Annotated in this window: 23 protein-coding genes and 2 tRNA genes; 7 read left to right on the forward strand and 18 right to left on the reverse strand. The window is 46.2% G+C overall.

Annotated features, from left to right (window positions below; translation table 11 throughout):
- Positions 1 to 89: 89 nt before the first annotated feature.
- A complete protein-coding gene (locus QUA97_RS03230; RefSeq protein ID WP_333192994.1) occupies positions 90 to 1,016 on the reverse strand; it encodes a calcium-binding protein in 927 nt (308 codons plus the stop codon).
- Positions 1,017 to 1,173: 157 nt separating this feature from the next.
- A complete protein-coding gene (locus QUA97_RS03235; RefSeq protein ID WP_228050105.1) occupies positions 1,174 to 1,638 on the reverse strand; it encodes a hypothetical protein in 465 nt (154 codons plus the stop codon).
- A 200-nt stretch (positions 1,639 to 1,838) separates the two neighbouring features.
- On the opposite strand from QUA97_RS03235, the gene QUA97_RS03240 reads away from it, so the two are divergent.
- Both QUA97_RS03240 and QUA97_RS03245 read left to right on the forward strand, forming a co-directional pair.
- Positions 1,839 to 2,522 carry a response regulator transcription factor gene (locus QUA97_RS03240; RefSeq protein ID WP_333192997.1) on the forward strand — a complete coding sequence of 228 codons (684 nt, stop codon included), beginning with the start codon at positions 1,839 to 1,841 and terminating at the stop codon, positions 2,520 to 2,522.
- Positions 2,519 to 4,072 carry an ATP-binding protein gene (locus QUA97_RS03245; RefSeq protein WP_333192999.1) on the forward strand — a complete coding sequence of 518 codons (1,554 nt, stop codon included), beginning with the start codon at positions 2,519 to 2,521 and terminating at the stop codon, positions 4,070 to 4,072. The genes QUA97_RS03240 and QUA97_RS03245 overlap by 4 nt, the downstream gene beginning before the upstream one ends.
- Positions 4,073 to 4,128: 56 nt before the next feature.
- Here the strand turns inward: QUA97_RS03245 and QUA97_RS03250 are convergent, their stop codons facing one another.
- The 4 genes from QUA97_RS03250 to QUA97_RS03265 form a co-directional block, all read right to left on the reverse strand.
- A complete protein-coding gene (locus tag QUA97_RS03250) occupies positions 4,129 to 4,557 on the reverse strand; it encodes a YidH family protein (RefSeq protein WP_333090893.1) in 429 nt (142 codons plus the stop codon).
- A 221-nt stretch (positions 4,558 to 4,778) separates the two neighbouring features.
- Complete coding sequence (locus QUA97_RS03255; protein ID WP_194068431.1) at positions 4,779 to 6,194, reverse strand: LCP family protein; 1,416 nt, start codon at positions 6,192 to 6,194, stop codon at positions 4,779 to 4,781.
- A gap of 104 nt (positions 6,195 to 6,298) precedes the next feature.
- Complete coding sequence (locus QUA97_RS03260; RefSeq protein ID WP_194068433.1) at positions 6,299 to 6,673, reverse strand: hypothetical protein; 375 nt, start codon at positions 6,671 to 6,673, stop codon at positions 6,299 to 6,301.
- A gap of 118 nt (positions 6,674 to 6,791) precedes the next feature.
- Entirely contained in the window at positions 6,792 to 6,914 is a 123-nt protein-coding gene (locus tag QUA97_RS03265) for a hypothetical protein (RefSeq protein ID WP_255515891.1), read from the reverse strand.
- Here QUA97_RS03265 and rpe point away from each other — a divergent pair.
- The gene (gene rpe / locus QUA97_RS03270) at positions 6,913 to 7,614 is read left to right on the forward strand and encodes a ribulose-phosphate 3-epimerase (RefSeq protein ID WP_194009673.1); all 702 of its coding nucleotides are present in this window, start codon (positions 6,913 to 6,915) and stop codon (positions 7,612 to 7,614) included. The two genes, QUA97_RS03265 and rpe, sit on opposite strands and share 2 nt — an antisense overlap.
- 196 nt (positions 7,615 to 7,810) lie before the next feature.
- Here rpe and QUA97_RS03275 read toward each other — a convergent pair whose 3' ends face one another.
- The 10 genes from QUA97_RS03275 to QUA97_RS03320 form a co-directional block, all read right to left on the reverse strand.
- Complete coding sequence (locus QUA97_RS03275; RefSeq protein WP_194068435.1) at positions 7,811 to 8,974, reverse strand: ribonuclease inhibitor; 1,164 nt, start codon at positions 8,972 to 8,974, stop codon at positions 7,811 to 7,813.
- Between the two features lie 3 nt (positions 8,975 to 8,977).
- On the reverse strand, positions 8,978 to 10,387 hold the full coding sequence (locus QUA97_RS03280) for an SDR family NAD(P)-dependent oxidoreductase (protein WP_194068437.1): 1,410 nt from the start codon (positions 10,385 to 10,387) through the stop codon (positions 8,978 to 8,980).
- A gap of 66 nt (positions 10,388 to 10,453) precedes the next feature.
- A tRNA-Ala gene (locus QUA97_RS03285) sits at positions 10,454 to 10,525 on the reverse strand.
- 8 nt (positions 10,526 to 10,533) lie between these two features.
- Positions 10,534 to 10,609, reverse strand: a tRNA-Asp gene (locus tag QUA97_RS03290).
- Between the two features lie 107 nt (positions 10,610 to 10,716).
- Positions 10,717 to 13,140, reverse strand: a complete 2,424-nt coding sequence (locus tag QUA97_RS03295) for a VIT domain-containing protein (RefSeq protein ID WP_333193008.1) — start codon at positions 13,138 to 13,140, stop codon at positions 10,717 to 10,719.
- A gap of 376 nt (positions 13,141 to 13,516) precedes the next feature.
- Positions 13,517 to 14,299, reverse strand: a complete 783-nt coding sequence (locus QUA97_RS03300) for a DsbA family protein (RefSeq protein ID WP_333193011.1) — start codon at positions 14,297 to 14,299, stop codon at positions 13,517 to 13,519.
- Positions 14,300 to 14,601: 302 nt separating this feature from the next.
- Positions 14,602 to 15,114, reverse strand: coding sequence for a hypothetical protein (locus QUA97_RS03305; RefSeq protein WP_333193015.1), 513 nt, complete (start codon positions 15,112 to 15,114; stop codon positions 14,602 to 14,604).
- A 114-nt stretch (positions 15,115 to 15,228) separates the two neighbouring features.
- Positions 15,229 to 15,672: a hypothetical protein gene (locus QUA97_RS03310; RefSeq protein WP_194068445.1), complete on the reverse strand. Its 444-nt coding sequence runs from the start codon at positions 15,670 to 15,672 to the stop codon at positions 15,229 to 15,231.
- Positions 15,673 to 15,749: 77 nt separating this feature from the next.
- On the reverse strand, positions 15,750 to 15,932 hold the full coding sequence (locus QUA97_RS03315; RefSeq protein ID WP_194068447.1) for a CsbD family protein: 183 nt from the start codon (positions 15,930 to 15,932) through the stop codon (positions 15,750 to 15,752).
- Positions 15,933 to 16,366: 434 nt separating this feature from the next.
- Positions 16,367 to 16,573: a hypothetical protein gene (locus QUA97_RS03320; RefSeq protein ID WP_194068449.1), complete on the reverse strand. Its 207-nt coding sequence runs from the start codon at positions 16,571 to 16,573 to the stop codon at positions 16,367 to 16,369.
- A 794-nt stretch (positions 16,574 to 17,367) separates the two neighbouring features.
- On the opposite strand from QUA97_RS03320, the gene urtA reads away from it, so the two are divergent.
- The 3 genes from urtA (at position 17,368) to QUA97_RS03335 (ending at position 21,115) form a co-directional block, all read left to right on the forward strand.
- Entirely contained in the window at positions 17,368 to 20,238 is a 2,871-nt protein-coding gene (gene urtA, locus QUA97_RS03325; RefSeq protein WP_333193021.1) for an urea ABC transporter substrate-binding protein, read from the forward strand.
- 299 nt (positions 20,239 to 20,537) lie between these two features.
- Positions 20,538 to 20,771 carry a DUF433 domain-containing protein gene (locus QUA97_RS03330; protein WP_333090912.1) on the forward strand — a complete coding sequence of 78 codons (234 nt, stop codon included), beginning with the start codon at positions 20,538 to 20,540 and terminating at the stop codon, positions 20,769 to 20,771.
- Positions 20,768 to 21,115, forward strand: coding sequence for a DUF5615 family PIN-like protein (locus QUA97_RS03335; protein WP_194068457.1), 348 nt, complete (start codon positions 20,768 to 20,770; stop codon positions 21,113 to 21,115). The genes QUA97_RS03330 and QUA97_RS03335 overlap by 4 nt, the downstream gene beginning before the upstream one ends.
- Before the next feature lie 119 nt (positions 21,116 to 21,234).
- On the opposite strand, the gene QUA97_RS03340 is transcribed toward QUA97_RS03335, so the two are convergent.
- Positions 21,235 to 21,705, reverse strand: a complete 471-nt coding sequence (locus QUA97_RS03340; RefSeq protein WP_194009683.1) for a hypothetical protein — start codon at positions 21,703 to 21,705, stop codon at positions 21,235 to 21,237.
- A 184-nt stretch (positions 21,706 to 21,889) separates the two neighbouring features.
- Between QUA97_RS03340 and uvrB the strand changes: the two genes are divergently transcribed.
- Positions 21,890 to 23,902, forward strand: a complete 2,013-nt coding sequence (uvrB, locus tag QUA97_RS03345) for an excinuclease ABC subunit UvrB (RefSeq protein WP_333193027.1) — start codon at positions 21,890 to 21,892, stop codon at positions 23,900 to 23,902.
- 186 nt (positions 23,903 to 24,088) lie between these two features.
- Here the strand turns inward: uvrB and QUA97_RS03350 are convergent, their stop codons facing one another.
- Positions 24,089 to 26,773 (reverse strand): KGGVGR-motif variant AAA ATPase, encoded by a 2,685-nt coding sequence (locus QUA97_RS03350; protein WP_333193030.1) that lies wholly within the window; start codon positions 26,771 to 26,773, stop codon positions 24,089 to 24,091.

Consider the following 26,773-nt stretch of genomic DNA (forward strand, 5'->3'; position numbering starts at 1 on the left):
CAGTGCCGTTTCCCTACAATATTATTTTGGGTAGGGAAACGGCACTGCCGTGTCCTCGGTATCATGTCTGAGTGCAGCCGGAATTGAGATTACACGAATATGAAACTATCAGGGGTAAAGGCGCCTTGAATTACTGCTATTTGGTCAGATGTACCAGCTAAATTGATGGAGTTACCAACAATATTGTAGTTGGAAATACTCCCATGTAACTGAATGCGATCGATTCCCTGTTGGAAATCCTGAATGAGTGCAACTCCTGTTCCTTGATAGTAGCTAATTGCGGCATCACCGAGAACAAAAACATCTCTACCCCTACCACCAATCAGTAAATCTGTTTCATTACTCCCTGGTGTAGCACTCGATGGATTGACTCCAATCAGCGTATCATTGCCACGTCCACCCGAAAGTGTGTCGTTACCCGCTCCTCCTATTAAATAATTGTCTAGGTTATTGCCGGTAATCACATCTACATTGGGCGTGCCCGTGACATTCGCGAAATTCTCTACAGTAAAATTCAGAGTGCCGATACCGGGTAAATTGTTAACTGCTAAACTATTCTGCGACAAATTTGCATTAATAGAAGCTGTGCCGCTACCTGTGGAAGCATCGATGGTGTTAATCTGCCCCAAAGGAGCAATAATTTGCTCGATGCTTTGAAGGCTGTCTGTGCCGGCTGCGCCTTTGTCTACAATGCCTTTAGCCTCAAGGGTAATGCCATTGCTGAGGGAAAGATAGCTGATTGTATCCGTGCCTAATCCTCCAAGGATGCTATCAGTGCCGCTACTCCCTAGGATGAAGTTGTCTAAACTATCTCCGGTAATATTGTCGTTTCCTGTTGTGGTGTTGATACTGTTGGCTGGCGGTGCGGGTGGAGTTGGGTTTTGGGGAGGTAGAGCAGAATTGGTAAGTTGTCCGCCTTGATTTGGAGGTGGAGGATTGCCCGGTGCGCCTTGATTTGGAGGTGGAGGATTGCCCGGTGCATTAATTGAATTAGGATTGGGAAATAGTGGTGGCATGGTGTAATTACCTCGATTATTTTTCTAAGTTGAAAGCAGTTGTCAGGCTCAAGAAATGAATTCTCGATCGCCTTTTGCTTTGGTCGCTACAATCATTAAGCTGGTTCAACATGACATTTATCTCTGTGCTGGGATTACAGTTTTGTAATCTGCAAAATTACCGTTTTTCTGAATTGTCAGGTATGTTACGATCGCCCGATGGACGCGGTGGAATGCCCAAAATTTTGATTAGCTGTGCTTCGGTGACTCCCAACTTTTTCGCTGCACCGGCAATATCTAAACGAGGAGGGGGCGGTGGGCCCGGCGGGCGATTATTTTCAGGTGGTTCGGGCGGTTTGGCTGGTAGCCCCAATGCTTCGATTAACTCGGCTTCGGTGATTCCTAATTGTTTCGCCGCAGCGGCAAAATCTATACGGGGCGGATGTCTGCGCTCTTGATTGGGTTCGGGCTGGCTCTGGGCTAGTACAGTATTAGAATTAGCTGTAGTTCGATCGGGAAAAGTCAAGCTGCTAAATCCCAGCAGCAAAGCTGTAGCGGGTAACGCGAGTAGTGAAGCAATTTTCATGAGAGTTACGATCGCCAATCCAAAAATGTTGACAGCTAAATTAAACTCCCAAAACATTACCTGCCACACTGTGGATGGATTACAGTTTTGTAATTTAGTTCAATCAATGATGACGGTATAATCACCACTGAAAAAGAAACTATGCCCAATCCCTCCGCTTCGCGCTCGCCCAATCCCTCCGCTTCGCTCCGCCCAATGCCCTGCGCGGGCCAATCCCTCCGCTTCGCTCCGCCCAATGCCCAACTCGATCTAAATCTATGAATGTTCTATACGTTGAAGATGAAGAAAAAATCGCTAATTTTGTTTGTATCGGCTTGAAAGAACAAGGCTTTGTTGTGGATTATTGCGATAATGGCAACGATGGCTACGGGCGGGCGATGGATAATCAGTACGATGCGATCGTGCTTGATATTGTTTTACCGGGAAAAGATGGATTGTCTATCCTCAAACTGCTGCGAAAAGCGGGGCGCAATGTACCTGTGATTTTATTGACGGCTCGCAATGAATTAGACGATCGCATTGAAGGCTTGCATCTCGGTGCTGATGATTATTTGGCTAAACCGTTTTTTGTTGAGGAGTTAGTTGCTCGGATTTATGCTGTTGTGCGGCGTGCTTCTGGAAGCGGGCAAAATATTTTGAGTGTTGGCCCAGTTAAGCTCGATCGCATTCTCCGAGAAGTTACTTGCGATTCCCATACAGTCGAACTGACAACCCGCGAGTTTAATCTGTTGGAATATCTGATGCGATCGCCTGGTAGGGTACTCACCCGCACGCAAATTCTCGAACATATCTGGGGCTATGATTTTAATCCAAATACGAATGTGGTAGATGTCTGTATTCAACGCATTCGCAAAAAACTTGAACCCATCGGCGGTACGGGATGGGTTGAGAGCGTGCGCGGTGTTGGCTATCGGTTTCGCAAACCAGATTCCCAATCATGAAATTGCAATCTTTTCGCTTTCGGATTACTCTATTCTCTGCTGTTCTGGCAAGTATTTCTATAATTGGCTTTAGTATTGTTTCGTGGTGGTTGATTTACGATGCTAAGGTAAAACGTCTTGATGCTGAAATTAAGAATCAGTTAATCCAATCTACTCGCCCGCAATCAGCTCAATGGGATAATTATGCTAATTCTTTGCCATCAGTTTTGGGCATGAATGATGGGGAAACAACCGCGGCTTTGCTGGTGAATGACAGAGATGGTAATTTGCTCTACCGATCGCGCCAGTGGCAAGATGGACTTGATCCTAATTCATTATGGCGATCGCTGCCCCAACCCCCTCCCGATCCTGCCAGAATACCTTTTGAATTAGAACCTCCCCCTCCACCACATTCACTCTATCCACCACCTCCCCATCAACCACCTCCCGATCGACCCGATTCATTCTTACCGAGAGAAAGAAGACCCCCGCGCGATCGGCCTCCTCAATTCGATCAACCGGATTTTCCTCGAGTTTTCAAAGCTAAGCTAGCAACCCAGCGTACTAGCACGGCTGTTTGGCGTGTAGGCGCGATTCATTCTCCTCAGACTCAAATAGCGATCGCTGTTAACTTACAAGCGATCGATCGGGAAATGGCATCGATTGGCAATATCTTTCTAATTTCTATTCCCGTAGTGCTGTTATTCGTAGGAGGTGGAGCGTGGTTGATATCGCGGAGTATTCTGTATCCCATTGGGCGACTCACGATGGCTATTCGCAATGTCACCGTACAAGGGCTCGATCGGCGCGTCCCTGTTGGTTCGACGGATATTGAATTTTTAGAATTAATTTCTGTGTTCAATCAGATGTTAGAACGTCTGGAACGGAGTTTTAAACAAGCTTCTCGTTTTAGTGGAGATGCGGCTCACGAATTAAAGACTCCGCTGGCAATTTTGCAAGGGCAAATAGAGCTTGCTTTGCATCAAGTTGAATCTGGTTCTCAAGTGCAGCAAACTCTGAGTAATTTATTGGATGAAGTGCACCGCTTGAGTGAAATTACCCGCAAACTTCTTTTACTTTCTCTAGCCGATGCCGGACGTATGGGTTTACATTTGGTTGAGGTGAATGTGTCGGCTTTGCTATCGGAAATTTCCGAAGATATGGAACTGTTAGCAACACATTTAGATGTGGAAATGGAAATTGCTCCCAAGTTATTTATACAGGGCGATCGCGATTTGCTGGTGCAGGTTTTGCAAAATCTAGTTGGGAATGCTATTAAATATAATTTACCGAAGGGTTGGCTCCGATTACAAGCCCAGCGTCACGAAAAAATAGTAATTGTGAAAATTGTCAATAGTTCTCAAGATATTTCTTTAAGCGAGCGCAAGCTAATTTTTGAGCGCTTCCATCGCGGTGACTCCAGTCAAATCCAAAAAATAGAAGGATCGGGATTGGGGCTGAGTTTAGCAAGGGAAATCGCACGGGCCCACGGCGGCGATATTCAACTAGATGCTGCCATACTTGGTCAAACAGGGTTTATACTGAGTTTACCTGTGGGCGATCGCGATTAACCCGATCGATAATATGGTTGCGGTTGTTTTGACTTGAACTGAGCGATCGGGTTAACTTAGAATTGAGAGTTTTTAGGAGTTGAAGTGGGAGCTATATTTGCGCGATCTCGCCACAGCAACAACGGAATGCTTAACGTTCCTAAAATCATCACAACTCCCGTCAGAATCCAAACTAGCACGCGATTAGGGCGATAATCACTTCGCTCGATTTGCCAGAAAACTCGATTGTAACGCCATGCTGCTAAGGCTATGACCGCAATGCCAAAAACGACTAAACTCAGCCCTAAAGTTTCGGAGTTGAAGAAGGGAGGGGAAGAAACTTCTTGTTGAGTCACTGTAGCTTGAAATTGACGGAGAAATAAACTGAACCGAGCGATCGCAAATCCAAAACCAATTAAAGCGAGTGAAGTTCGCAACCATGCAAGAAAGGTGCGTTCATTTGCCTGATGTTCGCGCTGTCGGTCTATTTTAGCACCCTTGTTCATCAACCCTACCTTTATAAAAAAATATTAAGCTTTCCCTCGTTGATTATTGTGTCATTTCTGGTTGCGGAGGGAAGTATCAGTATGGCGATCGCGATTCATCATTACCCAAAAATATACTATCAGTAAATCGACTAAAAAGCGATCGCCTCCTTCTCTACCAACACAAAAAAGCGGGACACAGCACTGCTGTGTCCCTACCAATACGGAATTTAAAAGCCTGTTTAAAAAGACTTAAACCCGCCTCCAGATTGAGTTTTTTTGCTCAGCCAATCGTGACCCAATCTGATTGTCACGTCCGACTGCAAAGAACCCGTACTCTCAACCAGCACATCTCCAAAACCCAAAGACTGTTGAATCGCTCGGGCACCTTTAATATCGCCGTCTTGAGCGACAATCGTAGTCTCTTCTAGCGGTTCTGGCCAAGCTTTATACACCTGAACATTCCGATAGCCGGCGCGAGTCAGAGTATTGACAAAATCTTCAACAGCCGATTGGTCGCCCGTACTGTCTTGAACCGCCACCTTCAGAAAAGTCGCATCAGCATTCTCAATTGTCCAAGTATTTTGACCGAAGTCAAAATGCTCTGCCACCATAGTTTCGATCGCATTTTGGTCTGGCAACCAAAAACTTGCCTTATAGTCTCTAGGATCGCTGAATTTGCCGGGAACCATCAACATTTGCACGCTGGCGCGATCGGTTTGAGTAGCAAAACCAGCCAAAGCTACCAATTCTTCTATACTCAAATTCGTGTCAATGTGAGACTGAATCACCGACAAAATCTTCGGCAAACGAGAAAGCAAACCTACATTAACTTCCTGTTCCACAAAAGCCCGCATCAACAATTGCTGGCGCTGCACCCGCCCAATATCGCCCAAATCGTCATGCCGGTAAAGCAAATATTGCACGATTTGTTCGCCGTTGAGAAGCTGCTTGCCAGCCTTTAAATCTATATATAAATGTTGGCTTTCATCGGTATACTTCATGTCTTTAGGGACATTAATAGTAATGCCGCCCAGTGCATCTACCAAGCTTTTGATGCCTTGAATATTGACTGTGACATAACGGTCAATTCCCACGCCTCCCAGGAGTCCGCTAACTGACTTAGCTGACGAAGCCGGGCCGCCGTAGTAATTAGCTTCGTTGATTTTCACTTCACCCCTACCTTCAACATAGGTGCGGGTGTCACGGGGAATCGAAAGCACGCTTAATCTTTTATTTTGAGGGTCAAACCTCACCAATAGCATGGTATCGGTTAACCCCTTAAAAGAGTTTTGCCAGACATCGTATCCCTGTTCCTTGTCGGGATGGCCGTCGAGGTCTGAACTCAGAACCTTAAGTCCTAAAACTAAAATATTAACTGGGCGAGTCAGTTCTGGCATCTTCATGTTGAGCTTTGCCATGTCGCCTTGAGAAAACACCGCCGCTTCTTCGGGAGTCAACTTTTGTTGCTGAAGCGGTGTTGTGGAAAGCGAGACGGCTAGCAGCGCTCCGGCGGTGGCTGAGAGCATGGCTACTCCAGCCAAACCAAAACCAAAGCCCAACCAACGGCCTCGATGCGGCTGGTTCGATTTTTTGGTTGCAGGTTGAGCGGTTGATTGTTGGATAGGGTCTTGATTAGGAGTTTTTTGAACTGGCACTGGCTTCCTCACAGACAACAAAAATAAAAAAACATCGCGGAAATATGTAGTATCAAGCGGAAACTGCACTCAATCAATAGGGTCGGGCTTCAAAGAACCCTAAATTATGATAAATGTTTGCCGACCACTTGCTCGGCTACGCGGCTTATTCCGGGCAACCATAGCGGTTGACGCTTCCACAGACGAACCATCAGTCCCAGAGAAACAATAAAATAACTGGTTGTTAGCAGGCTACTCATTAATAACATGGTAAGTGTCGGAGATTCCGCAGAAATCGCTGCACCTTCTAAAAGAATATGTCCTAGGAGCCAACTAACAGCAAGGGCAATTGCCAAGCGGCTGACGGCTTTGCGTTCGGGGGTTCCCTGACGCCGGTAAAGATTCCACAGGGCGGGGAAAAAGCCGATGACTGGGATCATTAATACAAACAGACTTGCCCGATCGAGTTCAGGATTGTCTAAGGGATGTGTATTTTTCATAATTTGCATTCAAAATTTACAGGAGGTCTAGTTTTGCACAAAATTTATTGGTTTGACAGAAAATTGAGCTCGCAGACCAAAATTCGCAGCAGGGCTGGTTTTGCACAAACGTTGTCTGTCAGAGGCAAAATTTTTCGGTGATTGCTGGCGGTCGATCGCCCGCGAGCAACTTTTCGACCCGGAGAGCCGTATTTTGATAAACTGGATACAGCACCGCAGACAGGAGAACAGACTTAGCCATGACCAAATCTCAAAAACCGATCGTTATTTCTCCATCAATATTATCAGCCGATTTTAGCCGTCTCGGAGAAGAGATTCAGGCGGTCGATCGAGCTGGGGCTGACTGGATTCACGTAGATGTGATGGACGGTCGCTTTGTTCCTAATATTACTATCGGGCCGATGATTGTCGAAGCAATTCGTCCCGTTACTACCAAGATAATAGATGTCCACCTGATGATTGTGGAGCCGGAGAAATACGTCGAAGACTTTGCTAAGGCTGGTGCGGACATTATTTCCGTTCACGCCGAGCACAATGCTTCGCCTCACTTGCACCGCACCCTAGGTCAAATTCGGGAATTGGGCAAGCAGGCTGGTGTGGTTCTGAATCCTTCGACACCCCTAGAGTTGATCGAGTACGTGCTGGAACTTTGCGATTTGGTGCTGATTATGAGCGTGAATCCGGGCTTTGGCGGTCAAAGTTTTATCCCGGCGGTGCTGCCGAAAATTCGCCAGTTGCGCCAAATGTGCGATGAGAAGGGCCTCGATCCTTGGATTGAGGTGGATGGCGGTTTGAAGACGAACAATACTTGGCAGGTTCTGGAAGCGGGCGCAAATGCGATCGTCGCGGGTTCTGCTGTGTTTAAGGCGAAGGATTACGCAAGCGCGATCGAGGGTATCCGCAACAGCAAGCGCCCGACTCCTGAGTTGGCTGCTGTTTAGTTGAAAATGCGATCGTTTCCGGCGAATTACCCAGAATAAAACTGGTTCGCAGTCAGGACTTTAGTCCTTAGTGGCTAAAAGATTTAAGAAAGGACTGAAGTCCTCACTACAAACTGTTGCATGACTTTTTAGCTAAACAGACGGGAATCCCCACACTATACCGATCGAGGTTAGTGTGGGATGAAAAGGGTTAAACTCAACGATATACACTCTGAATTAAAGAAACACTACGAGGCTGATGTAATTCTTCACCCAAATTCAGCATTCGGTTGCGCTCTAACAAAACTTCAATTCGTCGATCTGGTTGCCCATCTAAAATCAGATAACGTAATTTTTGATTGATTTCTAATGCAGAAATGAGCGCTTTTTTTCCCAAATTGCCAATTCCATTTCGACAAAGATTGAGTTTCAATAAGGTTTGGTTACGTGCGATCGAATGGGCGATCGCACTTGCACCGATATCTCCAATCTGATTGGGCTGCGATCCCAACACTCCTGTAGAAGGACTATAACCTAAATCCAGATTACTAAGTTTGGGATGGGTTGCCACTGCTGCTAATAATGGATTGCACCCTGCTACCCCAATTCCATTGCTAGCTAGTCCTAAATCAACCAGTGTTTTATTTTCTGCCAATCCATCCACTAAAACTGTAACACCTCGATCGCCAAGATGATTGACATTAAGAAATAAGCCAGTAATCACAGGATTATCAGCTAAAAGATTAGCCAGTAAAGCAGCATGGTTTTCCTGAATTTGATTGCCGCCCAAGTACAGCCGTTCAACAGTACGATTGGTGTAAGTCAAAACCTCTAAAATGGCGGCTAATCCCTCATCTCCTATTTGAGTATTGACCAAATCTAGCGTGCGGATACTTGTATTGTGACGCAACATTTCCGCTAGACTATCTGCACCTCCTACGCCAATCGGATTGCGTTTTAACCACAAACCAGTTATGGATTGATTCTGCGTCAGCGCTTCGGCAAGTGCAGCAATACCTGTCGATGAAATCGCATTGCAACCTAAATAGACAATCTCTAAACGGTTGTTACGTTGAATCAATCGCGCCACATCCTTAGCACCCCGATCGCCAATACCATTGGTTCCCAATAATAAGCTAGCGATCGCATCATTGTTTGCCAATGCTTCAGTCACTAAATGACATCCCATTACACCTAAATCTTGCTTGCACAAATCAAGTCGTCCATCGGGCATGACTGTGCCGCGCGGGAAGACTATTTTTTGAGCGATCGGTCGATCGGTTTGGAGATAATCGATTAACGATTTGAGTTCGATTACAACTTCGGAGGAAGACTCTATAGGATTGGGTAACGGACAGTGAAGAGCGGTATTTATCATCATTTGCTACCAGGGATAGGGGGCGTAGTCTTTAAGAAAATGACCGTAAATTGGAGGTTCGGGGTTTTCAATACCTTGAACGATCGGATCGTAAATTCTTGCCATCCCATCAATCGCATCTAATGGTGTGTAAAAGCCTTGTTCTCCTTGAACTCGTATTTTCTTAGGATCGGGATTTTCATTAGTAATCCAACCCGTATCGACGCTGTTCATGAAAATATTATATCGAGCATAATCAACCGCCGAGGTTCGCGTCATCATATTCAAAGCTGCTTTTGCCATATTGGTATGGGGATGATAGGGTGTTTTACTGTCGCGGTTGAATTGTCCTTCCATTGCTGAAACGTTGATGATAAATCGTCTTTCAAAGGATGAACGAAGTAGTAATGGTTTGAGTTGACTGTTAAGAATGAAGGGTGCGATCGCGTTCACCACCTGTACTTCAAGTAACTCAATCGTATTTACCTCATCCAGTTTTAGCAACCAGCTATTCTCGGGGCGAAGATCCAGTTGTTGTCCGTCAGCATCGAAGCAATCGCGCGGGAAGTAATCAGCGATCGCACCCGGTAGGCGAGCTTTGTAATTCGGTTGACTTTCGAGTAAAATAGATTGATGTCGAGGTAATTGCTCCTTTAATAGATTGCTATCGCTCGGGATTAATGCTTGCGCGTTGTTGCTGAGTATTTGTGATGCTTCTTCTTCTCGCTCTAAGAGATGCTGATAAAATGCCAATGGACGCTTGATAGTTTGAGCTGCATTGTTGATAATCAGATCGAGAGCTGATTCAGTATGGAATAAATCCCGTACAAATGTTTCTAATGCTGGAATATTTCGCAGATCAAGTCCGCGAATTTGCAGGCGATCGCGCCACTGCTCGAAATCGGGTTCTAGACTATAGCGATTAGCACAGTCATAGGGGAATCTTGTGGTGAGAATCACCCTAGCACCATCTTGTAACAGTCGCAATCCCATCTGATAGCCAATCTTGATGCGTCCGCCTGTCACTAATGCAGTTCGCCCAACTAAATGGGTTCGCTGTTGTCGTTTTTGGTAATTAAATTGAGCACATTTTGGGCAGAGTGAATGATAAAAAAAATGAATTTCTGTATAGCGTGTTTTGCAAATGTAACAAAGGATGGGCTTGTGCAAATGCTGCGATCGGGTTGTTGATTCTGGTAACGCAGCGCATGACTGTTGTTTGTGCTGATGCTGCACCATGACGGTTGATGCTTTGAGTTGGCTATCTTCAATTCGTCGTTGTTGTTGTTGAGTTTGACGCCAACCTTTGCGTCCCTGTTTGTAGATTTTGGCAATCAAACTTTTGAAGCGATCGTGTTCGCCAATGACCGCTGGATCTTCTGAAATTTGTTGCAGAACATTGAGGCAAATTTCTAATTGGTCTGGTGGGAGATTCATCTTGACCAACCCTTGAGAAATTGAGCGCGAAAACCCCTTCATATATCCAGATTTGATATTGATGGGTGGGGCTAAGAGGATTTGAACCTCTAACTTCTTTCCTGCAGAGAAAGCGCTCTTCCATTGAGCTATAGCCCCCAAAAAGGTGGAACTGAGGGAGACTCGAACTCCCAACCTCTGCGATGATGTCGCTAGTGCTCTTCCAATTGCGCTACCAGTCCCAAATCTTAGAAATCGCTGATACTACATTATAGTTATATCAATTCCGGTAGCATCGGAATAATTATTGACCGGAATGAGGAGACTATTGTTGTGCAACTCAAGCTGTTTTACGATCGCACCCGCAACGTCAGGCGCACTGTATCCCCAATAAAGTGAGGAATGCGCCAGCTAAAGAGCCATTTTTTAATCGTTTTCAGCAACTCCACATCCGCCAAAGTCGAAGCATCAGCATCCACAACTATGCGGCTGGCGCGCACCTTATCGAAAACAATTTCTAACACCAATTCGCCGTTGATACCGGGCGGCACAGTCAGAGTTTCCAAGTGTTCGTTTAAACTATCGATCGCCACTTCATCCAACCCCGCAGCGCTAACGACTTCTACAGGTGATGTGCCGTGTGGGCCTTTTGCGCGCCTTCTGCGCGCCTTTGACGGTGCACTTGGGGCGCTGCCGGGGGCTGGTGCGGACAATGGATATATTATCTCTTCCTCCATGCAGTCAAATGAGAAGCCGTGTGCACCCCCTGCGGGTTCTCCAAAGCAGGCCCGCAACCTCATAAACTCCGCAACAGGTTCGGAGCTTAGGCTATTCCTTGCCAGCAGCGTTTTGCCAAATACACCTCCATATTCCACCGCTTCCGGCATTTCTACAGGCACGTTCATCGCGATCGATTCCGTACCCGGTTCGACGCGCACATCATCGCTGACGGCGACAAAAGCCGTGTATTGCGACAGAAGCTGATAGGTTAGCGCCGTTTCTGTCACTGTTTCCACCTCCACCTTAGTTTCGTACTGCACCATCTGATTCATCAAATCTTTGATGCGGTGCCGCCCCCAAAGCTGGGCAACTGCCGGATTTCCAGGATCGGTAAAGTTCATTTCGTAGGTTTGGACGTACTGGTGTCCGCCTGCACTAACCCCTTTTATCTGAAGCGTTCCAGCTTCGCGATCGCCCTTTTTCCCAAACAGAACCAGCGGTTGTTCGGCAAATAAATCCGGCGCAACTGACGGATAAATTACCGGATTTTCGCCCTCTCCCTGCCAAGTAATTTCTAGATTTATTAACACCGGATTGTTGATTTGCCGGAAGAACTTTTCCACAAATTCGTTAACAGGTTCGTCGTGCCGGATAATCCGCGAGATTCCCCGCCCGATTTCGGCAATGCGATCGAGCAAAAAGCGATTGACGGAACTCCCCGCACCGAAACTGTACAGGCGATTCCCCGATTTGAGATGTTGCTGCACTTCGGCGAGAACTTGGTTTTCGTTGCCGATGTAACCGTCGCTGAGGAATACCACCGTTCGCAAGCGCCCGGATGGTGCGGGAAAATCGATCGCCGCCCGAATCCCGCCCAACATTTCCGTACTATTGTCAGCGCGCAGTTTGTTGATATATTCGATCGCCTGTTGTCGATTTTCTGCTGTATTCGGTAGCGGTTGTTGGGAAAGTCGCCGCACTTTGTCGGAAAAATCCAGAATCGAGAAAGTATCCGCTGGATTCAATCCGTTAATAAATTGCCGCAACAATGCCTGACATTGCTGCAAAGGCGCACCGGATTGCGAACCGGAAGTATCGACTAAAAATACGACATCTTTCGGCACAATTTCATCGGTTTTGTACTCGATCGCCGGAATCAAGTAAACTGCAAAATGCCCGCCGCGATCGTCCGAATGAGTTAATACCGTCGATTGAGTTTCTCGACCCGCAACTTGATAGCGCACAATCAAATCTTTGTTAGGAATTGTATCTTGATTTCCCAACTGAACGCGCACCCTTAGCCCGTTTTTCTGCTCGCTTGCTAAGGAAGTTTTAGGTGAGTCAAAATATTCAATTTGCAGTTGGTGGGATGGGGAATTGACATTGCGAATCGGTACGCCCGCCTCAATTTCCAGCGTCACGCCGATCTCGTGTCCCGATCGCATTCCCGGTGGCAAAATCGGGGCATTAAGCCGCGACGCATCGGGGACAATATCGGTAGACGAATTGACTGTCATTGGGGCTGGGGCGCTACCGCTAGCAGCCGTTTCATCCAGCGGCGTACCGGGAATATATCGCGGCCCGACAACCATCGGAAAAATGAATTCGTAATCGCCAGCTAAAAATTTCAAACTGTCAGTGTAGCGAATCGTGACATCGATTGATTCACCCGGTTTGATGTTGGCGAGGGACTGGGTGAAAATATTATCTCGCTCCTGTTCCAGCAAACCCGCAGTCCGCCCTTCTTGTTTGGCTTTTTCGTAAATTTGTTGTGCTTCTTCGCGTTTTTTGATGCTGCCTTTAATAGTGCGATCGCCAATTTTAATTTCCATCTCATCAACCGCTGCTTCGGCTGGTAGCGGAAAAATATAGACGGCTTCCAGCGGCTTGGTGAAAGGATTTTCAAATGTTTGCGAGACTTCAACTCGCGATAGATTTCCGGCTATTTGGGCTAGGACTTCTGTATGTTTCAGGGGAAAAACAAGTTGTTTTCCCTCTGGGGAACGCACGTATAATCCACTGGTTCGATCGGTTGGAGATATCAAGGGTGTCATGAGGTTGTTCCTCCATCACTGATATATAGCGGTTATCAAAAAAGTGAGGTGTGTCCTATGCCCTATGCCCGATCCCGGATAGTACCTCATCTTTCCGAGAAAGGCTATATTATAACATCATACAAACAGTAATGCTCAATTGCGATCGACTTAAACTGCCAGTCAAACCGCAGTATTAATGCTGGCTGGTGCGATCGTATAATTCCAATTTGCCAAATTCAATAGCAGCGTTTCTGTCAACTCCGGTTGCACTTTTTTGCGATATAGAGGAGACGGCAATGCCCTGTCCCTACTGAGATTAATTGTAGGGACACCGCAGGTGCAGTGTCCTCATTTCGGATAATATTAATTCCGATGCAACCGGAAATGAGATTGATTATTTCGAGACATTCGCGAGAATTTTTTCCATCTCAGAAAGCTCGACAGCCCCGGAGAAAGTTTGACCGTTCATGATAAAGAACGGAGTGCCTTCAATGCCAAGTTGTTTAGCCAGTTGCACGTCTTTCCCAATGGCGGCTTCGGCGGCGGGACTGTTGCGATCGGTGTTGAATTTATCTAATTTTAGATTGAGCTTTTGGGCGATCGATCCGTAAAATTCTTCGCCTAAGTCTTTCTGCCCTTCAAACAAAGCGTTGTAATATTCCCAGAATTTGCCCTGCTGCCCAGCAGCCCAAGCTGCTTTAGCCGCTGGCAGCGCTTGAGGGTGAATTGAAGTCAAGGGAAAATGTTTGTAAGCTAAAGTAACTTTGTCCTGGTGTTTTGCCATAAACTGCTTGATAGTCTCGTGAGCGCGGGCGCAAAACGGACATTGAAAGTCAGAGAATTCTAAAAGTACAATCTGCTGCGCCGCCGAGCCCGTGGTAGGAGCATCCCCGATCGCAGATTTGGGATTAGTTTTCATCGCCTGCAAAAAAGACTCCTGTGCAGCTTTGAGAGACTGCTGCTGCTCTTGCTGGTACGCTTGTACCGAATCTAAAATTGCTTGCGGGTTTTCGCGGATCACCTGCAAGACTTGCTCTTTAAACTTGGGATCGACTGAATTGCCAGCCGCTGACTGGGCGGGGGAACAACCGATAAATACCAGGCAACCTGCCAGCAGTGCAGCGAAGCAGAAGGCTTGCTGGCTGCGGAGTTTTCGCCAAATAGTGGATAAGTTCATCTTTTTTTTTCTGATTCAAGGCAACACTTAATCCTACATTCTATTTTGCGGAGTGTCAGGTGTACCTAAGTTTACTGCTGTGCAGCTATTTTTATATGTGAGGAATAATTAGTAATATCAATTCCGGTACCTGCATCGTAATTAATATTACCCGAAATCAGGACACGGCTGTGCCGTTTCCCTACAATTAATCGCGGTAGGGAAACGGCACTGCCGTGTCCTCTATATCATTCCGGCGCAGCCGGAATAGATATAATTGTCATCAAAAAGATTTGCAGTCAAGAGTGCAAGTGTTTGCTCGATTATTTCCGGTTGTTGAGCCATTTAGCAGCAACTATTCCCAAAATACCCACCACAACTGGATTCCCCAAAAACTTCATCAAACTAGGTTCTTGGGCGAGCACATCTCGGAAAATATCCGGGTGATTGTGATAGGTAAACGAGGCCAGCTTGGTAACATCGTCAGCAGTCATGCGGCTGGCGTGGTGAGTAGAAAGTCCTAATTGCTTTTCCAATTGGCGATCGTTCAATCCTCTCTTGTCCAACTGCTTGAGGAATTCGCGGGCCACGCTATCGAGTTCCTTTGGCTTAATTTGGGCGATCGCCTTTTGCAATTCTGGTTCCAACTGCGCCGGCGGTAGCGAGTCGTGATTCAGAGAACGCCCGAATAATTGTTTGCGCTGATCCGGCGAAGTTCTCTGAGCAAAATCGTCAAAATTTTCGTACTCTTCACCGGTTGTTTCCGGCATCACTTCTTTATTCCCCTGAGCCAAATCCTTCATGATTTGACTCTTATAATTATCGCTGCTACTCATGGTATTTTTTTCCAAATCTACACAACTGTTATGTTTCAAATTTCGATGATTTCGCCAGCCAAAAATTACAAAATGTTATTAAAGCTACGCGCTCATTCAAACTTTGTTGCCAAATCAAGAATTGTATTCAATTTGATTTGATTGCTGGTCGTACTTCGCCGTCAAAATTAGCTTTTTATCAGGAGCATAAATCAAAACACTTACATCCTGTTTGGGAAAATTGCGGTGAAAACCTTGAGCTAAAGACTTCGCCAAATCTTTCACTTCGTTAGGGCGGACTTGCGGAGTAATTACAACTCCCAACTTATTATTGTCACGCACGTAAGCATCCTGAACTAAGCCTTGAGCAGTCTTTGTTACCCATTGACCAAAATCTTGACCTGCAGCAGTATTGCCGCGTTCTAGCTGCGCGTAATAACCCTGACTGCCGCCAATTGCTACAGGTACATTAGTCGGCTTTTGGGCGGAAACGCTGGGGGCGCAGGAAGTCGTAACAACTAGCATTAAAACCAAGAGTACGCCCGCAATTATTTTTCGACTCTGCTGCAATAAACTCACCTTTTTTCCTCCGGTATGAAAACAGTTTTAATATTTGAGAGGGTCAGCTTTATAGACCCTCTCAATTAGTATTAGAATCAGTCTAATTTCTTTTTGACTTCATCTTTCACATCTTCGACTGCGTGACGAGCTTGTGCTTCTGCTTGCTTCGCTTTGCCTTCAGCTTTGTCCTTGGGGTCGCCAGTAACATTGCCTAGGGCTTCTTGAGCTTTGCCTTCGATGTTTTTGCCAGTTGCCTTTGCTTTATCTTCAAGACTCATTTGTTTTTCCTTATCTGTATCTAGTTTTACACTTTCTACTTATTATCATAGGGAACAAGAAGTTCAGTTGCACTCTACCTGTAGGAAGAAAGTTTGGTGTACTCGGAGTGTACAGAATCTCATGGAGGTCAGGAATAGGGAATAGGGAATTAGGAATAGGGAATTAGGAAAAATTATTCTTGAATTGAGGATAGACTGCGACTTTGCTGCTGACAGTTTTTTGACCTAAATTGCGAGCTGCAACAAGCGAAGTGTAGTGTCGCACAAAAAGCTCGGTGCTAACCTATTTGTACACCGAGAACAGGATTTTTTTTAACTCAAAAAATGGAAAGTTTTAAATTTATCTTGAATTGTACCGACTTTTATCTAACTTCAAAAAGCGGGTGCGGGCAAGACCGTATCTTACCCACACCCTCTAAATATTGGCATTAGTTTTAATCGGGCGTATGGTGACATTCTGTATCTATTTTGTGCTGCAGTTCTTCTTTTAACTGTTCGACAGCGCGCATAGTTTCAGCATTGTGTTGTTTCTGCTCGCCGAGGGCTTTTTCTGTTTCCTCGCCGAGCAATGTTTCTCTGGATTTTGGTAGCGTGACTTGTAGGTCGCTGACCCTGTTGGTTGCGTTTGGTTCAATATTCATTAGTTTTCACCCAACTATTTGCAAAATTTATTTTTAATAAGGCTACTTAAGGGTTAACCTTAGATTTATCCTAAGCGCGATCGCAGAGACTTTCCTCTGCCTGAAGGGAGATTAGGGCTGGGGAATAGTTTTTAGTTTTTATTTCTTAATCTAATAGTTAGACAAATCAGGGAAACTTGAATCTGCCGGAAGAGAGATATAGCCTTTCGAGTTCTCCTCTGAGGTACTATCCGGCATAGGGTAAACCTCACCACGCTTGAAAACCGCGATATAGCAGTTAGAACTCTCATAGGAGGTATCGAAAATCGCCCAATTGCCCAATCTCCTAATCTATAATCTAAAATCTAAAACTCGTACTGAGCGACTTGTGAGCCAGCGTAGCCGAAGCAAGCCGAAGTATCTAAAATCGATCGCTCTTCACCTTTTTGAGAAAGGCTATAGGGGAAGGGGAATAGTGCTTGAGTGCGTGAGATTGCTTAGTGCCGGGAGTGTGGGGGAGTGCGGGGGAGTGCGGGAAGAATTTTTGGGGTATGGCGCATTTATGGACTTGTGTCGTTTGTTTGATGAGGCGGTTTCGACATCGGTACAAAATGAAGAGAGAAATAGGCGACAGATTGGTGCAGACTGAGGTCAAGGCGATCGAGTTTGACCGTTAAAATCAACAGGGTGCGGCAATTCCCAAGTTTTGTGGCGATCGCCCGAACAAATCTGCTAAACAGGAGTTAGCATCAAGGCTGACTTCCAGCAGGATCGAACTAAAATTTCTGTTATTAGTAAAAAGTATCTAAAACCCTATGGGAGCAAGCAGCAGTAACCCTCTCGAAGCAGCAGGCCTAATTCGTGAGCCGATAAAAATAGGCGTGCTGCATTCGCTCACGGGCACGATGTCCATCAGCGAAATTTCTGTTAAAGACGCGACGCTGTTGGCCGTTGAGGAAATTAACGCTGCTGGAGGAGTGCTCGGACGCCCCTTGGAAGCGGTGATAGAAGATGGAGCCAGCGATTTGCAAACTTTTGCTCAAAAAGCTAAGCAATTGCTCCTAGAAGCGCAGGTGGCGGTGGTATTTGGCTGTTGGACTTCGGCGAGTCGGAAAGCTGTACTGCCGGCTTTTGAGCAATATGGCGGGTTGCTGTTTTATCCAGTGCAGTATGAAGGGCTAGAACAGTGTCCGAATGTTTTTTATACTGGTGCTGCGCCAAACCAACAGATTGTACCTGGGGTGAATTACTTACTCGCACAGGGGAAGCGGAAAATTTTTCTGTTGGGTTCGGATTATATATTTCCCCGCACGGCAAATATGATTGTGAAAGCTCAACTGGCGGCACTCGGGGGAGAGTTGGCGGGGGAAGTGTATCTGCCGCTTGGTTCGAGGAAGGTGGATGAGGCGATCGCACATATCTTAGCAGTGAAACCGGATGCGATTCTCAATACTCTTAACGGCGACAGCAATGTGGCTTTTTTCCAAAAGTTGCGGGAAGCTGGCTTGAAACCAGAAAACTTGCTGGTGATGTCGGCGAGCATAGCAGAAGAGGAAGTGCGGGCGATTGGGTATCAAAATATTGCCGGACATTTGGTAGTTTGGAATTATTTTCAAACCGTAGATACACCCAAAAATCAGCAATTTGTCAAGGCTTATAAAGCTCGATACGGAAAAAATAGAGTGACGGACGATCCGATAGAAGCGGCTTATTTTGGCGTTTATCTCTGGAAACAAGCAGTAGAAAAAGCTGGTTCGATAGATGCAGTTAAAGTCAGGGAGGCTGCTAAAAATATTGAGTTTGCCGCGCCTTCGGGCAAGGTAAAAATAGATGCCAAAACTCAGCATACCTGGAAAACTGCTCGGATTGGCAAGGTGCGATCGGACGGTCAAATTGAGGAAATTTGGAATTCCGGCGCGCCGCTGATGCCCGATCCTTTTCTGAAAGACTATCCTTGGGCAGCGGCCCTTGCTCCGAGGCGGATTTCTGTGGGAACTCGGGCTTCTTTGATCGGACTGTTTGCGATCTTGGTGCTGATAACTTGGATGGCGGCGGGAGTCGGGTGGATGGGGGCCGTGCAGATGAAGAACTATCTGGTGGTAATAGAGGCTGCCTCAGTAGAGGCGGCGGGGGTTTCCCCAGCAGCAATGGCGGTGCTGGTAGAGCAAACTCTGTTGGTGGCGAGCCGCACTCAGCACTGGCTGCTGGGGACTTTGGTTTTGAGTTCGATCGCGGGGATAGCTGCTTGTGTGTCGGTGTCGGGGATTATTCGGAATCTGGGCTTGCTCCGGAAAACTGCCCAACTGATGGCGAGCGGTGATTTGACGGCTCGATCGCCTGTGGTGTCTAATGATGCGATCGGGGTGCTATCTTCTACTCTCAATACAATGGCTCAGCAAATTAACAGTTTGCTCAAAGGTTTGGAGGTGCGGCAGCGGCAGCTAGAGGAGCGATCGCGCGAATTGGAAGTTGCTAAGAACGCTGCGGAAGCTGCCAACCGGGCGAAAAGCACATTTTTAGCAAATATGACTCACGAGTTGCGGACGCCTTTGAATGCGATTATTGGCTACAGCGAGCTGCTGCAAGAAGAGGCGATCGAACTAGGCGAAGAAGAGTTTGTGATGGATTTGGCAAGCATTAATCTTGCAGGCAAACAGTTGCTAAATATTATTAGCGATATCCTTGATATTTCTAAAATTGAAGCAGGAAAGATGACTCTTTTTCTGGAAACTTTCGATGTGTGGAAGTTGATCGAGCAGGTTGTGACTACGGTTCAACCGCTGGTGGGGAAAAATGGCAACACTTTGATCGTCAATTGCGATCGCGATATTGGCACGATATATTCTGATTCCTCGAAGCTGCGACAAGCGCTGTTGAATTTGACGAGCAATGCTGCTAAGTTTACCGATCGAGGGAAAATTACGATTAATGTTTGGAAGGAAGAAGAATGGGAAGTTTTGCCTCCTGATAATTCTGAAGGACTTTCTATCGTGAACTCTGGGTGTCAAAATTCTGCGATCGTGTTTCAAGTCACCGATACTGGCATCGGGCTGACTGACGATCAGTTGTCGAGGCTGTTCGGGGCTTTCTCCCAAGCCGATGATTCTACTACTCGCAGGTACGGTGGCACCGGTTTGGGGCTGACTATTAGCCAGAGGTTTTGCCAGATGATGGGCGGCGACATTACGGTTGAGAGCGAGTTTGATTGCGGTTCTACTTTTACAATCCGGTTGCCCGTTGCGGTTAAAAGTCAGAAAGAAGCCCAAGGCGATGAATCGCTGCCGGAAACAACGGACAAATTGGGGCCGCAACCCTTGGAATTGCCAGATGCTGCTATGGTGTTGGTGATTGACGACGATCCCGACGCCCGGGATTTAATCACTCGCTGTTTGTCGAAAGAGGGATTTGAGGTGCGATCGTCAGCTAGCGGTGAAGCTGGGCTTGAGTTGGCAAAGGAGTTGCTACCGGATGCGATTACTCTGGACGTAATGATGCCGAGTATGGACGGCTGGGCGGTGCTGTCTGCATTAAAAGCAGATCCGGATTTAGCGGATATTCCGGTGATTATGTTGACTTTTTTGGACGACAAAAATCAGGGTTTGGAATTAGGAGCGGCGGAGTATTTAAGGAAGCCTGTAGATTACAAGCACTTTGCTGATTTGTTGAACAAATATCAACGTCCGTGAAATTAGCGAGCGGTCAATCGATTTTAGATTTTAGATTTTAGATTGAAGCATTGACCCCACGGATAAATTCGGGGGGCAAGTTTCATCGGATACAGGTTTTTTATTTCTCCACGGATGAATGCGGGGGCTTGTATCCTGGATGCTTTCGGTCATATCATGCCTGATGGATTACCATAATAAAAACGGTTCGCAGTGCGGACTTGCACAGGCTCCAATTTGCGGACTCCAGAACGCCATCACAAAAACCGTTGAACCTGAATTATCACAGTTAATCGATCGGAAAACGAGAAATTAAAGATATGACTGATAGAACTGCATTGCTTAAAAGGATTACTCAAACACCTGGTAAATGTGGCGGTCGCCCCTGTATTCGCGGCATGAGAATTCGCGTTAGCGACATTTTAGAAACTCTAGCAGATAATGTAACAGCTAGCGAGATTCTAGCTGATTTCCCCGATTTGGAACCAGAAGACATTCAAGCGTGTCTGCTTTTTGCATCTCTCAGCATAGATTTCCCCAGGATCGCAGTATGATTTTCTGGTTAAATGCTCAATTCCCTCCAAGTTTGGCGAAATGGTTAACCCAAACATTCGGTGTTAACGCTGTTACATTGCAAGAGCTCGGGCTGCAGGATGCTCAGGATATTGAGATATTTAATGCGGCTCGTACCAACGGCTTAGGTACAGTTATCATAACTAAGGATCGAGATTTTGTGGATTTATTAATTCGCCTTGGTAGTCCACCACAAATTCTTTGGCTAACCTGCGGTAACATTACGAATAGAGATTTGCAACGCATTTTCACTGGTGCTTTTCCTGATGCAGTCGATCTACTTAAAAATGGCGAAAATATTGTGGAAATTTGCCGGGTTAAATAAATCATTTTCGATGATTTAATTGCTCAATAGCGATCGCGCTCAATTTCCCTACAAATGTTTTATTAGTCATTAGTTAACAGTAAAAAACCAATGACCAATAACTAATGACTAATGACTGATTAATCTAAGAAGCCCATTAAAGTCGAGCTGTCGTCAATTTCATTTGAAGCAATGGGGCGGTCTCCTCCCATTGTAGAGTAAATTTCGTCAATGTGCAGAGTACCTACTCCAATTGGGCGAGCACCGGACATACTGAACATTTCGCTGACTTGAATGGCGCTGGAGCCGATCGGGCGTCTCCCCATTGTACCAACTACTTCCAAGTCGCTGGCTTCCACCGGGCGATTGCCTACAATGCCGTAGGTTTCGCTGATGTGCAGGGTGCTGGTGCCGATCGGGCGATTCCCCGAGATCGAGACTGTCTCGCTGATGGTAAAATCGTCAGGGCCGACGGGGCGGTTATCATGCATGAGTTGCGGGCGATAAAGTTGGATGCCCGCTGATTGACCTTCGCTGGTGGCTGGTAGGGCCTTGGTAGTGCCTTTGTTGCGGGCGCTCGCTTTGACTTTATCTTTGGGTGTGAGAGCCATAATTTTTTTCCTTGCTAATTGCTGGGGGTTGATTGCTGGGTTCGGACAACTGCTTTTCTGGGCTTTCTGCTTTCTATTGCGGCCGATGATTAAAATAGTATTACAAAGTCTAACTATTTTCTGAACGAAATTGCAGAATCCCTATATTTTTGTTAAGATTTATTGGTAATAGCTACATTTTCCTATGGTAACTGCGGCAGCATCTTTTCAATTGCAAGCGCCCTTCCAGCCCACAGGCGACCAACCGCTAGCGATCGAGCAACTCGTCAAAGGCATCCAAGCGGGCGATCGATTTCAAACCTTACTCGGTGCTACAGGTACCGGCAAAACCTTCTCCATTGCTTCGGTTATTCAAAAAATCGGCAGGCCAACCTTAGTTCTAGCACACAACAAAACCTTGGCAGCTCAACTGTGCAACGAACTCCGCAATTTTTTTCCCAACAATGCAGTCGAATATTTTGTCAGTTATTACGACTACTACCAACCTGAAGCATACATCGCCGTCACCGATACATTCATAGAAAAAACCGCAGCAATTAACGATGAAATCGATATGCTGCGACACTCCGCCACGCGATCGCTCTTTGAACGCCGCGACGTAATTGTCGTAGCATCAATTAGCTGCATCTACGGTTTGGGAATGCCCGCCGAATACCTAAAAGCTGCTATTCCTTTGCAAGTAGGAATGGAAGTCAACCAGCGGCAAGTTTTGCGCGATTTAGTCAACGTCCAATACAGTCGCAACGACATCGATTTAGGCAGAGGCAAATTTCGCGTCAAAGGCGACGTTGTAGAAATCGGCCCCGCCTACGAAGATAGAATTATTCGCGTCGAATTCTTCGGCGACGAAATCGATGCCATTCGCTATGTTGACCCCGTAACTGGTAAAATCCTGGCAAGTACAACCGCTTTAAATATTTATCCAGCCCGCCACTTTGTGACTGCTGATGATAAATTAGAAGCTGCTTGTCAAGGAATAGAACTCGAATTAGAAGACCGACTGGCAGAATTTGAAAAAGAGGGTAAACTATTAGAAGCTCAGCGAATAGAACAGCGCACTCGCTACGATTTGGAAATGCTGCGCGAGGTAGGATACTGCAACGGAGTTGAGAATTATTCGCGGCATTTAGCAGGCAGAAATGCGGGGGAACCGCCAGAATGTTTGATTGATTATTTCCCTAAAGATTGGATGTTGGTGATAGATGAATCCCACGTTACAGTCCCGCAAATCCGGGGGATGTACAACGGCGATCAAGCGCGGAAAAAAGTGTTGATCGAACACGGTTTTAGGTTGCCCAGCGCGGCCGATAACCGCCCTTTGAAAGCTGAGGAATTCTGGGCAAAAGAGAATCAGTGCATTTTTGTTTCTGCTACGCCTGGTGATTGGGAAATGGAAAGATCGGAAGGCAGGGTTGCGGAGCAAGTTATTCGCCCTACGGGAGTAATCGATCCGACTATTTTCGTGCGTCCGACGGAAGGACAAATTGATGATTTGTTGGGGGAAATTAAGGAGAGAGTCACTAGGGACGAGCGAGTTTTGGTGACGACTTTAACGAAGCGGATGGCGGAAGATTTAACCGAATATTTGCAGGAAAGGGGAATTAGAGTGCGGTATTTGCACTCGGAAATTCAGTCGATTCAACGCATTGAAATTATCCAAGATTTGCAGGATGGTAAGTTTGATGTATTGATTGGTGTGAACTTGCTGCGGGAAGGTTTGGATTTGCCGGAAGTGTCGCTGGTGGTGATTTTGGATGCGGATAAGGAGGGGTTTTTGCGTTCGGGACGTTCGTTGATTCAAACGATTGGAAGGGCGGCGCGGCACGTACAGGGACAGGCTATTTTGTATGCGGATAATTTGACTGACAGCATGGTTAAGGCGATCGATGAAACCGATCGCCGCCGGGGGATTCAGCTAGCGTACAATAAGATGCACGGGATTACGCCGCAGCCGATCGCGAAAAAGCGATCGACTAATGCGATTTTGGCGTTTCTGGATGTGTCGCGCAAGCTGAACTCCCAGCAGTTGGAGGAGGTTTACGAACAGGTAAACGAGTTATCTTTGGATGAGATTCCTCAGTTAATCGGGCGGCTGGAAGCGCAGATGAAGGCGGCGGCGAAGAAGTTGGAGTTTGAGGAGGCTGGTAAGTTGCGCGATCGGATTAAGCATTTGCGGGATAAGCTATTGGGACATTAAGCTTTTTGTCAGGGCATTGAGGGGAGTTTTTAACCGCAGATGCACGCAGATAAACGCTGATGAATTGCAGAAGTCGGGGACTTTGCAGAGTTTTTGCAGGAAAAACAGCAAAAAGTGCGATCGCCCCAAACACCTGCAAGATAAACTGCTAGGACATGAGGATTGAAACTGAGTAAGTTACTAATTTCAACCTCCCTGTCCGGGACGGCGTGCCCGAGCTATAACTTTCGGACGCCCAGCAGCCGTTAGCGAAAATCCCAATCCCCAACGGAAAATCTCTGGCATATAATACTCATCCTTTTCACGAATAACTACGCCATTATCTTCCAAAATTTTCATTTCTTCCAGTGATAATTGGATTGTATCCCGTATGAACGGGATTTTTCGGTTTGCTTCTGGTAAGTCACGCAACTTAGCAAATACATTTTTCAAGCTAGTGTTTTCATTTTCTATTTCTTGTATTTTCTCGTGGCTGCATTCAGGCAATGCCCCCTTAATGGCAGGCGGGACAAGTATTCTGTCTGGGAAACGGGTATCATTGACAGACCCTTGGGCAGCTAAATGTAGGAGACGTACTAAGTCTCTTGCTTGAATTTGTCCTCGGAAATCTGACAGCGCTGCCAGCGTAAATCTCGCAGAACCTGCTTCTTTAGAGCGCTCACTTCCCAGTCTTTTACCCCATAAAGGTATTAAAGCTTCAGTAAGCTCGACTTCACTCATATCATGAAGTTGTGTAATGTTAATGCTGGGAAGTATTGTCGCTAAATTAGCTACCCAAGCAACCAGTCTGAGAGCTTCTTCCCGATCCCACTTCAAGGCATAAGGTTCATATCTAGCCATCATTTGAGCAGCATTTTGGCGCACAGTCGCAAGCACCATATCGCGTCGCACAAAAATGATAATACCTAATGGCAGACCGGGTTGTTGTCCCAGCCACTCTGGTACATCCTGAAGTAAAGCTCTCAGAGCTATTTGTTGACTTTCCTCAATTGCCAAGTTTTGGAAAAGGTCTTCTAGGCCGTCAATGACAACAATCAGTTGGTTTTTGGTTTTTACCAGATGTTCAGTTAGTTTTCTACCTGCACCTTCTACTTTAGATGTTTCTGTTTTGGAGTCTTTGTTTTGAGGTGCGAAACCAATACCCAAAGCTATTACATCTAGCCAACGATCGCGCCACTGCCCTGCGTGCAAATTGAGCTGACAACCATCTCTAATATAATCCTGGATAGCTACGCTATTTTCCGATATCCCAAAACCCAGTACCTTTGCTGCTTGCATTCGCACTTCTTGAACTCTCTTTTTAGCAGATGCCTGAAGGTTACTTGACTCCAAAAGCGGGCAAATAACAGCATTAGATTCAATTTCTCCGACACCCGCATCTCGTACAAAAATTTGCCAATTTTCTCGATAAACAATCTGAAGAAAAGTATAAGTCTTTCCTGAACCTTTCGCCCCAACTATCACCACAATGGGGAGGCGATGCCGATTATCCGAAGCCAATTTCCGCAAGGGATTGGTAGCTAAAAACTCCTCGACTTCTGCATTCTCTGCATATACCGATTGTTTAGCTCTATCTTGGAGTTGTTGTCTTTGAGACTTTAAGTCCGTAAGGCTTGTTGCAATCTTTTGTGCTTGCTCACCGGGCAACCACTCCACTAAGGGACGTACAGCATCGACAATTCCCGATCGCTGAAGGCGATTGATGACATCTTCCCACGCCGGAGGCAAAACTAGCAAACTATCAGCGAATGGTGTAATTACTCTTAAAAGTTCGCGGTCTTCTCCTATAATTTTTCTCGAAGCTTCAAGCAGTTTATTGTCTGCTTCCAATACTAGATCGCTGCCTTGTTCATTTTCAGGAACCTGGGTAATAATCAGTGTGGGTAATGGGTCAGTATCGCGGGTCGAAGGTGATTTTTCTCCCAGCAGCTCTAGAAGTCGAATTGTTCCTGAAATAGACTGTCCGCTCAAGGTAGTAACAAAGATCCGGTACACTCGCGGATCTAAAATCAAACCTGCGGCAAGTTCGGAAATTCCAGCCCGTAGGTCTACTATCACAACATTTACACCTAAAGCTTTCCCAATATTTGCGAGGAGATTGGTCACAATAAAAGGGTTTTTTGCACCTACAATTAGATGCTCTGGTCTAATTTCTATAGAAGAAAATTTTTCATTAGAACGGAATGAAGGTAAGACAAAAATACCATCAGTCACAGAACTCAAAAGTCTGTCGGCAACTAATTGAATCGCCTCCACCGCTTCAGGAGATGGATCGCCATGAGCAAGAGCAAGAAGATCGGCAAAAGATACAGGTGAATTAGGCAACCTCCGCTCAAAAACCCAACTGATTCCAGGTGCTTCCATATCCCCATCTACAAGCAGAACTTTCTGGTTTTTAGAAGTTAGAGCCTGTGCCAAAGCAAGAGCATGGGTTGTACGTCCAACGCCACCTTTAAACGAATGGAAAGCTACTACTGGGGGTAAATCAGGTGGTAAAATATCTGGATATTCAATATCTTCGCTAGGGTGCCAAATCACTGCTGGTCTGGACAAACTGGGGGTTAGTCTAGGAGTAGATGGTTCTTCTTCTGTCTCCTCAAAGAAAACTGGGAGAGTACGTTCATGGTTGCGGAGACTTTCTAAAACAATCAAACCCTCTACCATCTCTTGCTCTGGATTAATTCGGAACCGAGGATCATAGACCTGGTACAACCAATCCTTTGCTTGTACTTGAGTGCCGGGGCGAATTCCCATAGTTAGCTCGTCCCAGTAAGCTCTTGCCCATACCAGCCATTCTGGCCACTGTTGCATTCGCAGTAGGACTTCTTCTACGTCAACCCAAGTGTAAAGACGAATATCTGACGGAATCAT

The organism is Microcoleus sp. CZ3-B2 (genome assembly GCF_036705055.1).
GTDB lineage: Bacteria > Cyanobacteriota > Cyanobacteriia > Cyanobacteriales > Microcoleaceae > Microcoleus.

Bases quoted from the DNA above. Each gene is read 5' to 3' on its own strand.
- rpe (WP_194009673.1), top strand. From the start codon at position 6,913: ATGACCAAATCTCAAAAACCGATCGTTATTTCTCCATCAATATTATCA.
- QUA97_RS03250 (WP_333090893.1), bottom strand. From the start codon at position 4,557: ATGAACAAGGGTGCTAAAATAGACCGACAGCGCGAACATCAGGCAAAT.
- QUA97_RS03240 (WP_333192997.1), top strand. From the start codon at position 1,839: ATGAATGTTCTATACGTTGAAGATGAAGAAAAAATCGCTAATTTTGTT.
- QUA97_RS03350 (WP_333193030.1), bottom strand. From the start codon at position 26,773: ATGATTCCGTCAGATATTCGTCTTTACACTTGGGTTGACGTAGAAGAA.
- QUA97_RS03275 (WP_194068435.1), bottom strand. From the start codon at position 8,974: ATGATGATAAATACCGCTCTTCACTGTCCGTTACCCAATCCTATAGAG.
- QUA97_RS03340 (WP_194009683.1), bottom strand. From the start codon at position 21,705: ATGGCTCTCACACCCAAAGATAAAGTCAAAGCGAGCGCCCGCAACAAA.
- QUA97_RS03230 (WP_333192994.1), bottom strand. From the start codon at position 1,016: ATGCCACCACTATTTCCCAATCCTAATTCAATTAATGCACCGGGCAAT.
- QUA97_RS03280 (WP_194068437.1), bottom strand. From the start codon at position 10,387: ATGAATCTCCCACCAGACCAATTAGAAATTTGCCTCAATGTTCTGCAA.
- QUA97_RS03235 (WP_228050105.1), bottom strand. From the start codon at position 1,638: ATGTTTTGGGAGTTTAATTTAGCTGTCAACATTTTTGGATTGGCGATC.
- QUA97_RS03265 (WP_255515891.1), bottom strand. From the start codon at position 6,914: ATGGCTAAGTCTGTTCTCCTGTCTGCGGTGCTGTATCCAGTTTATCAA.
- QUA97_RS03300 (WP_333193011.1), bottom strand. From the start codon at position 14,299: ATGAACTTATCCACTATTTGGCGAAAACTCCGCAGCCAGCAAGCCTTC.
- urtA (WP_333193021.1), top strand. From the start codon at position 17,368: ATGGGAGCAAGCAGCAGTAACCCTCTCGAAGCAGCAGGCCTAATTCGT.
- uvrB (WP_333193027.1), top strand. From the start codon at position 21,890: ATGGTAACTGCGGCAGCATCTTTTCAATTGCAAGCGCCCTTCCAGCCC.
- QUA97_RS03295 (WP_333193008.1), bottom strand. From the start codon at position 13,140: ATGACACCCTTGATATCTCCAACCGATCGAACCAGTGGATTATACGTG.
- QUA97_RS03305 (WP_333193015.1), bottom strand. From the start codon at position 15,114: ATGAGTAGCAGCGATAATTATAAGAGTCAAATCATGAAGGATTTGGCT.
- QUA97_RS03260 (WP_194068433.1), bottom strand. From the start codon at position 6,673: ATGAAAAATACACATCCCTTAGACAATCCTGAACTCGATCGGGCAAGT.
- QUA97_RS03320 (WP_194068449.1), bottom strand. From the start codon at position 16,573: ATGAATATTGAACCAAACGCAACCAACAGGGTCAGCGACCTACAAGTC.
- QUA97_RS03335 (WP_194068457.1), top strand. From the start codon at position 20,768: ATGATTTTCTGGTTAAATGCTCAATTCCCTCCAAGTTTGGCGAAATGG.
- QUA97_RS03330 (WP_333090912.1), top strand. From the start codon at position 20,538: ATGACTGATAGAACTGCATTGCTTAAAAGGATTACTCAAACACCTGGT.
- QUA97_RS03245 (WP_333192999.1), top strand. From the start codon at position 2,519: ATGAAATTGCAATCTTTTCGCTTTCGGATTACTCTATTCTCTGCTGTT.
- QUA97_RS03315 (WP_194068447.1), bottom strand. From the start codon at position 15,932: ATGAGTCTTGAAGATAAAGCAAAGGCAACTGGCAAAAACATCGAAGGC.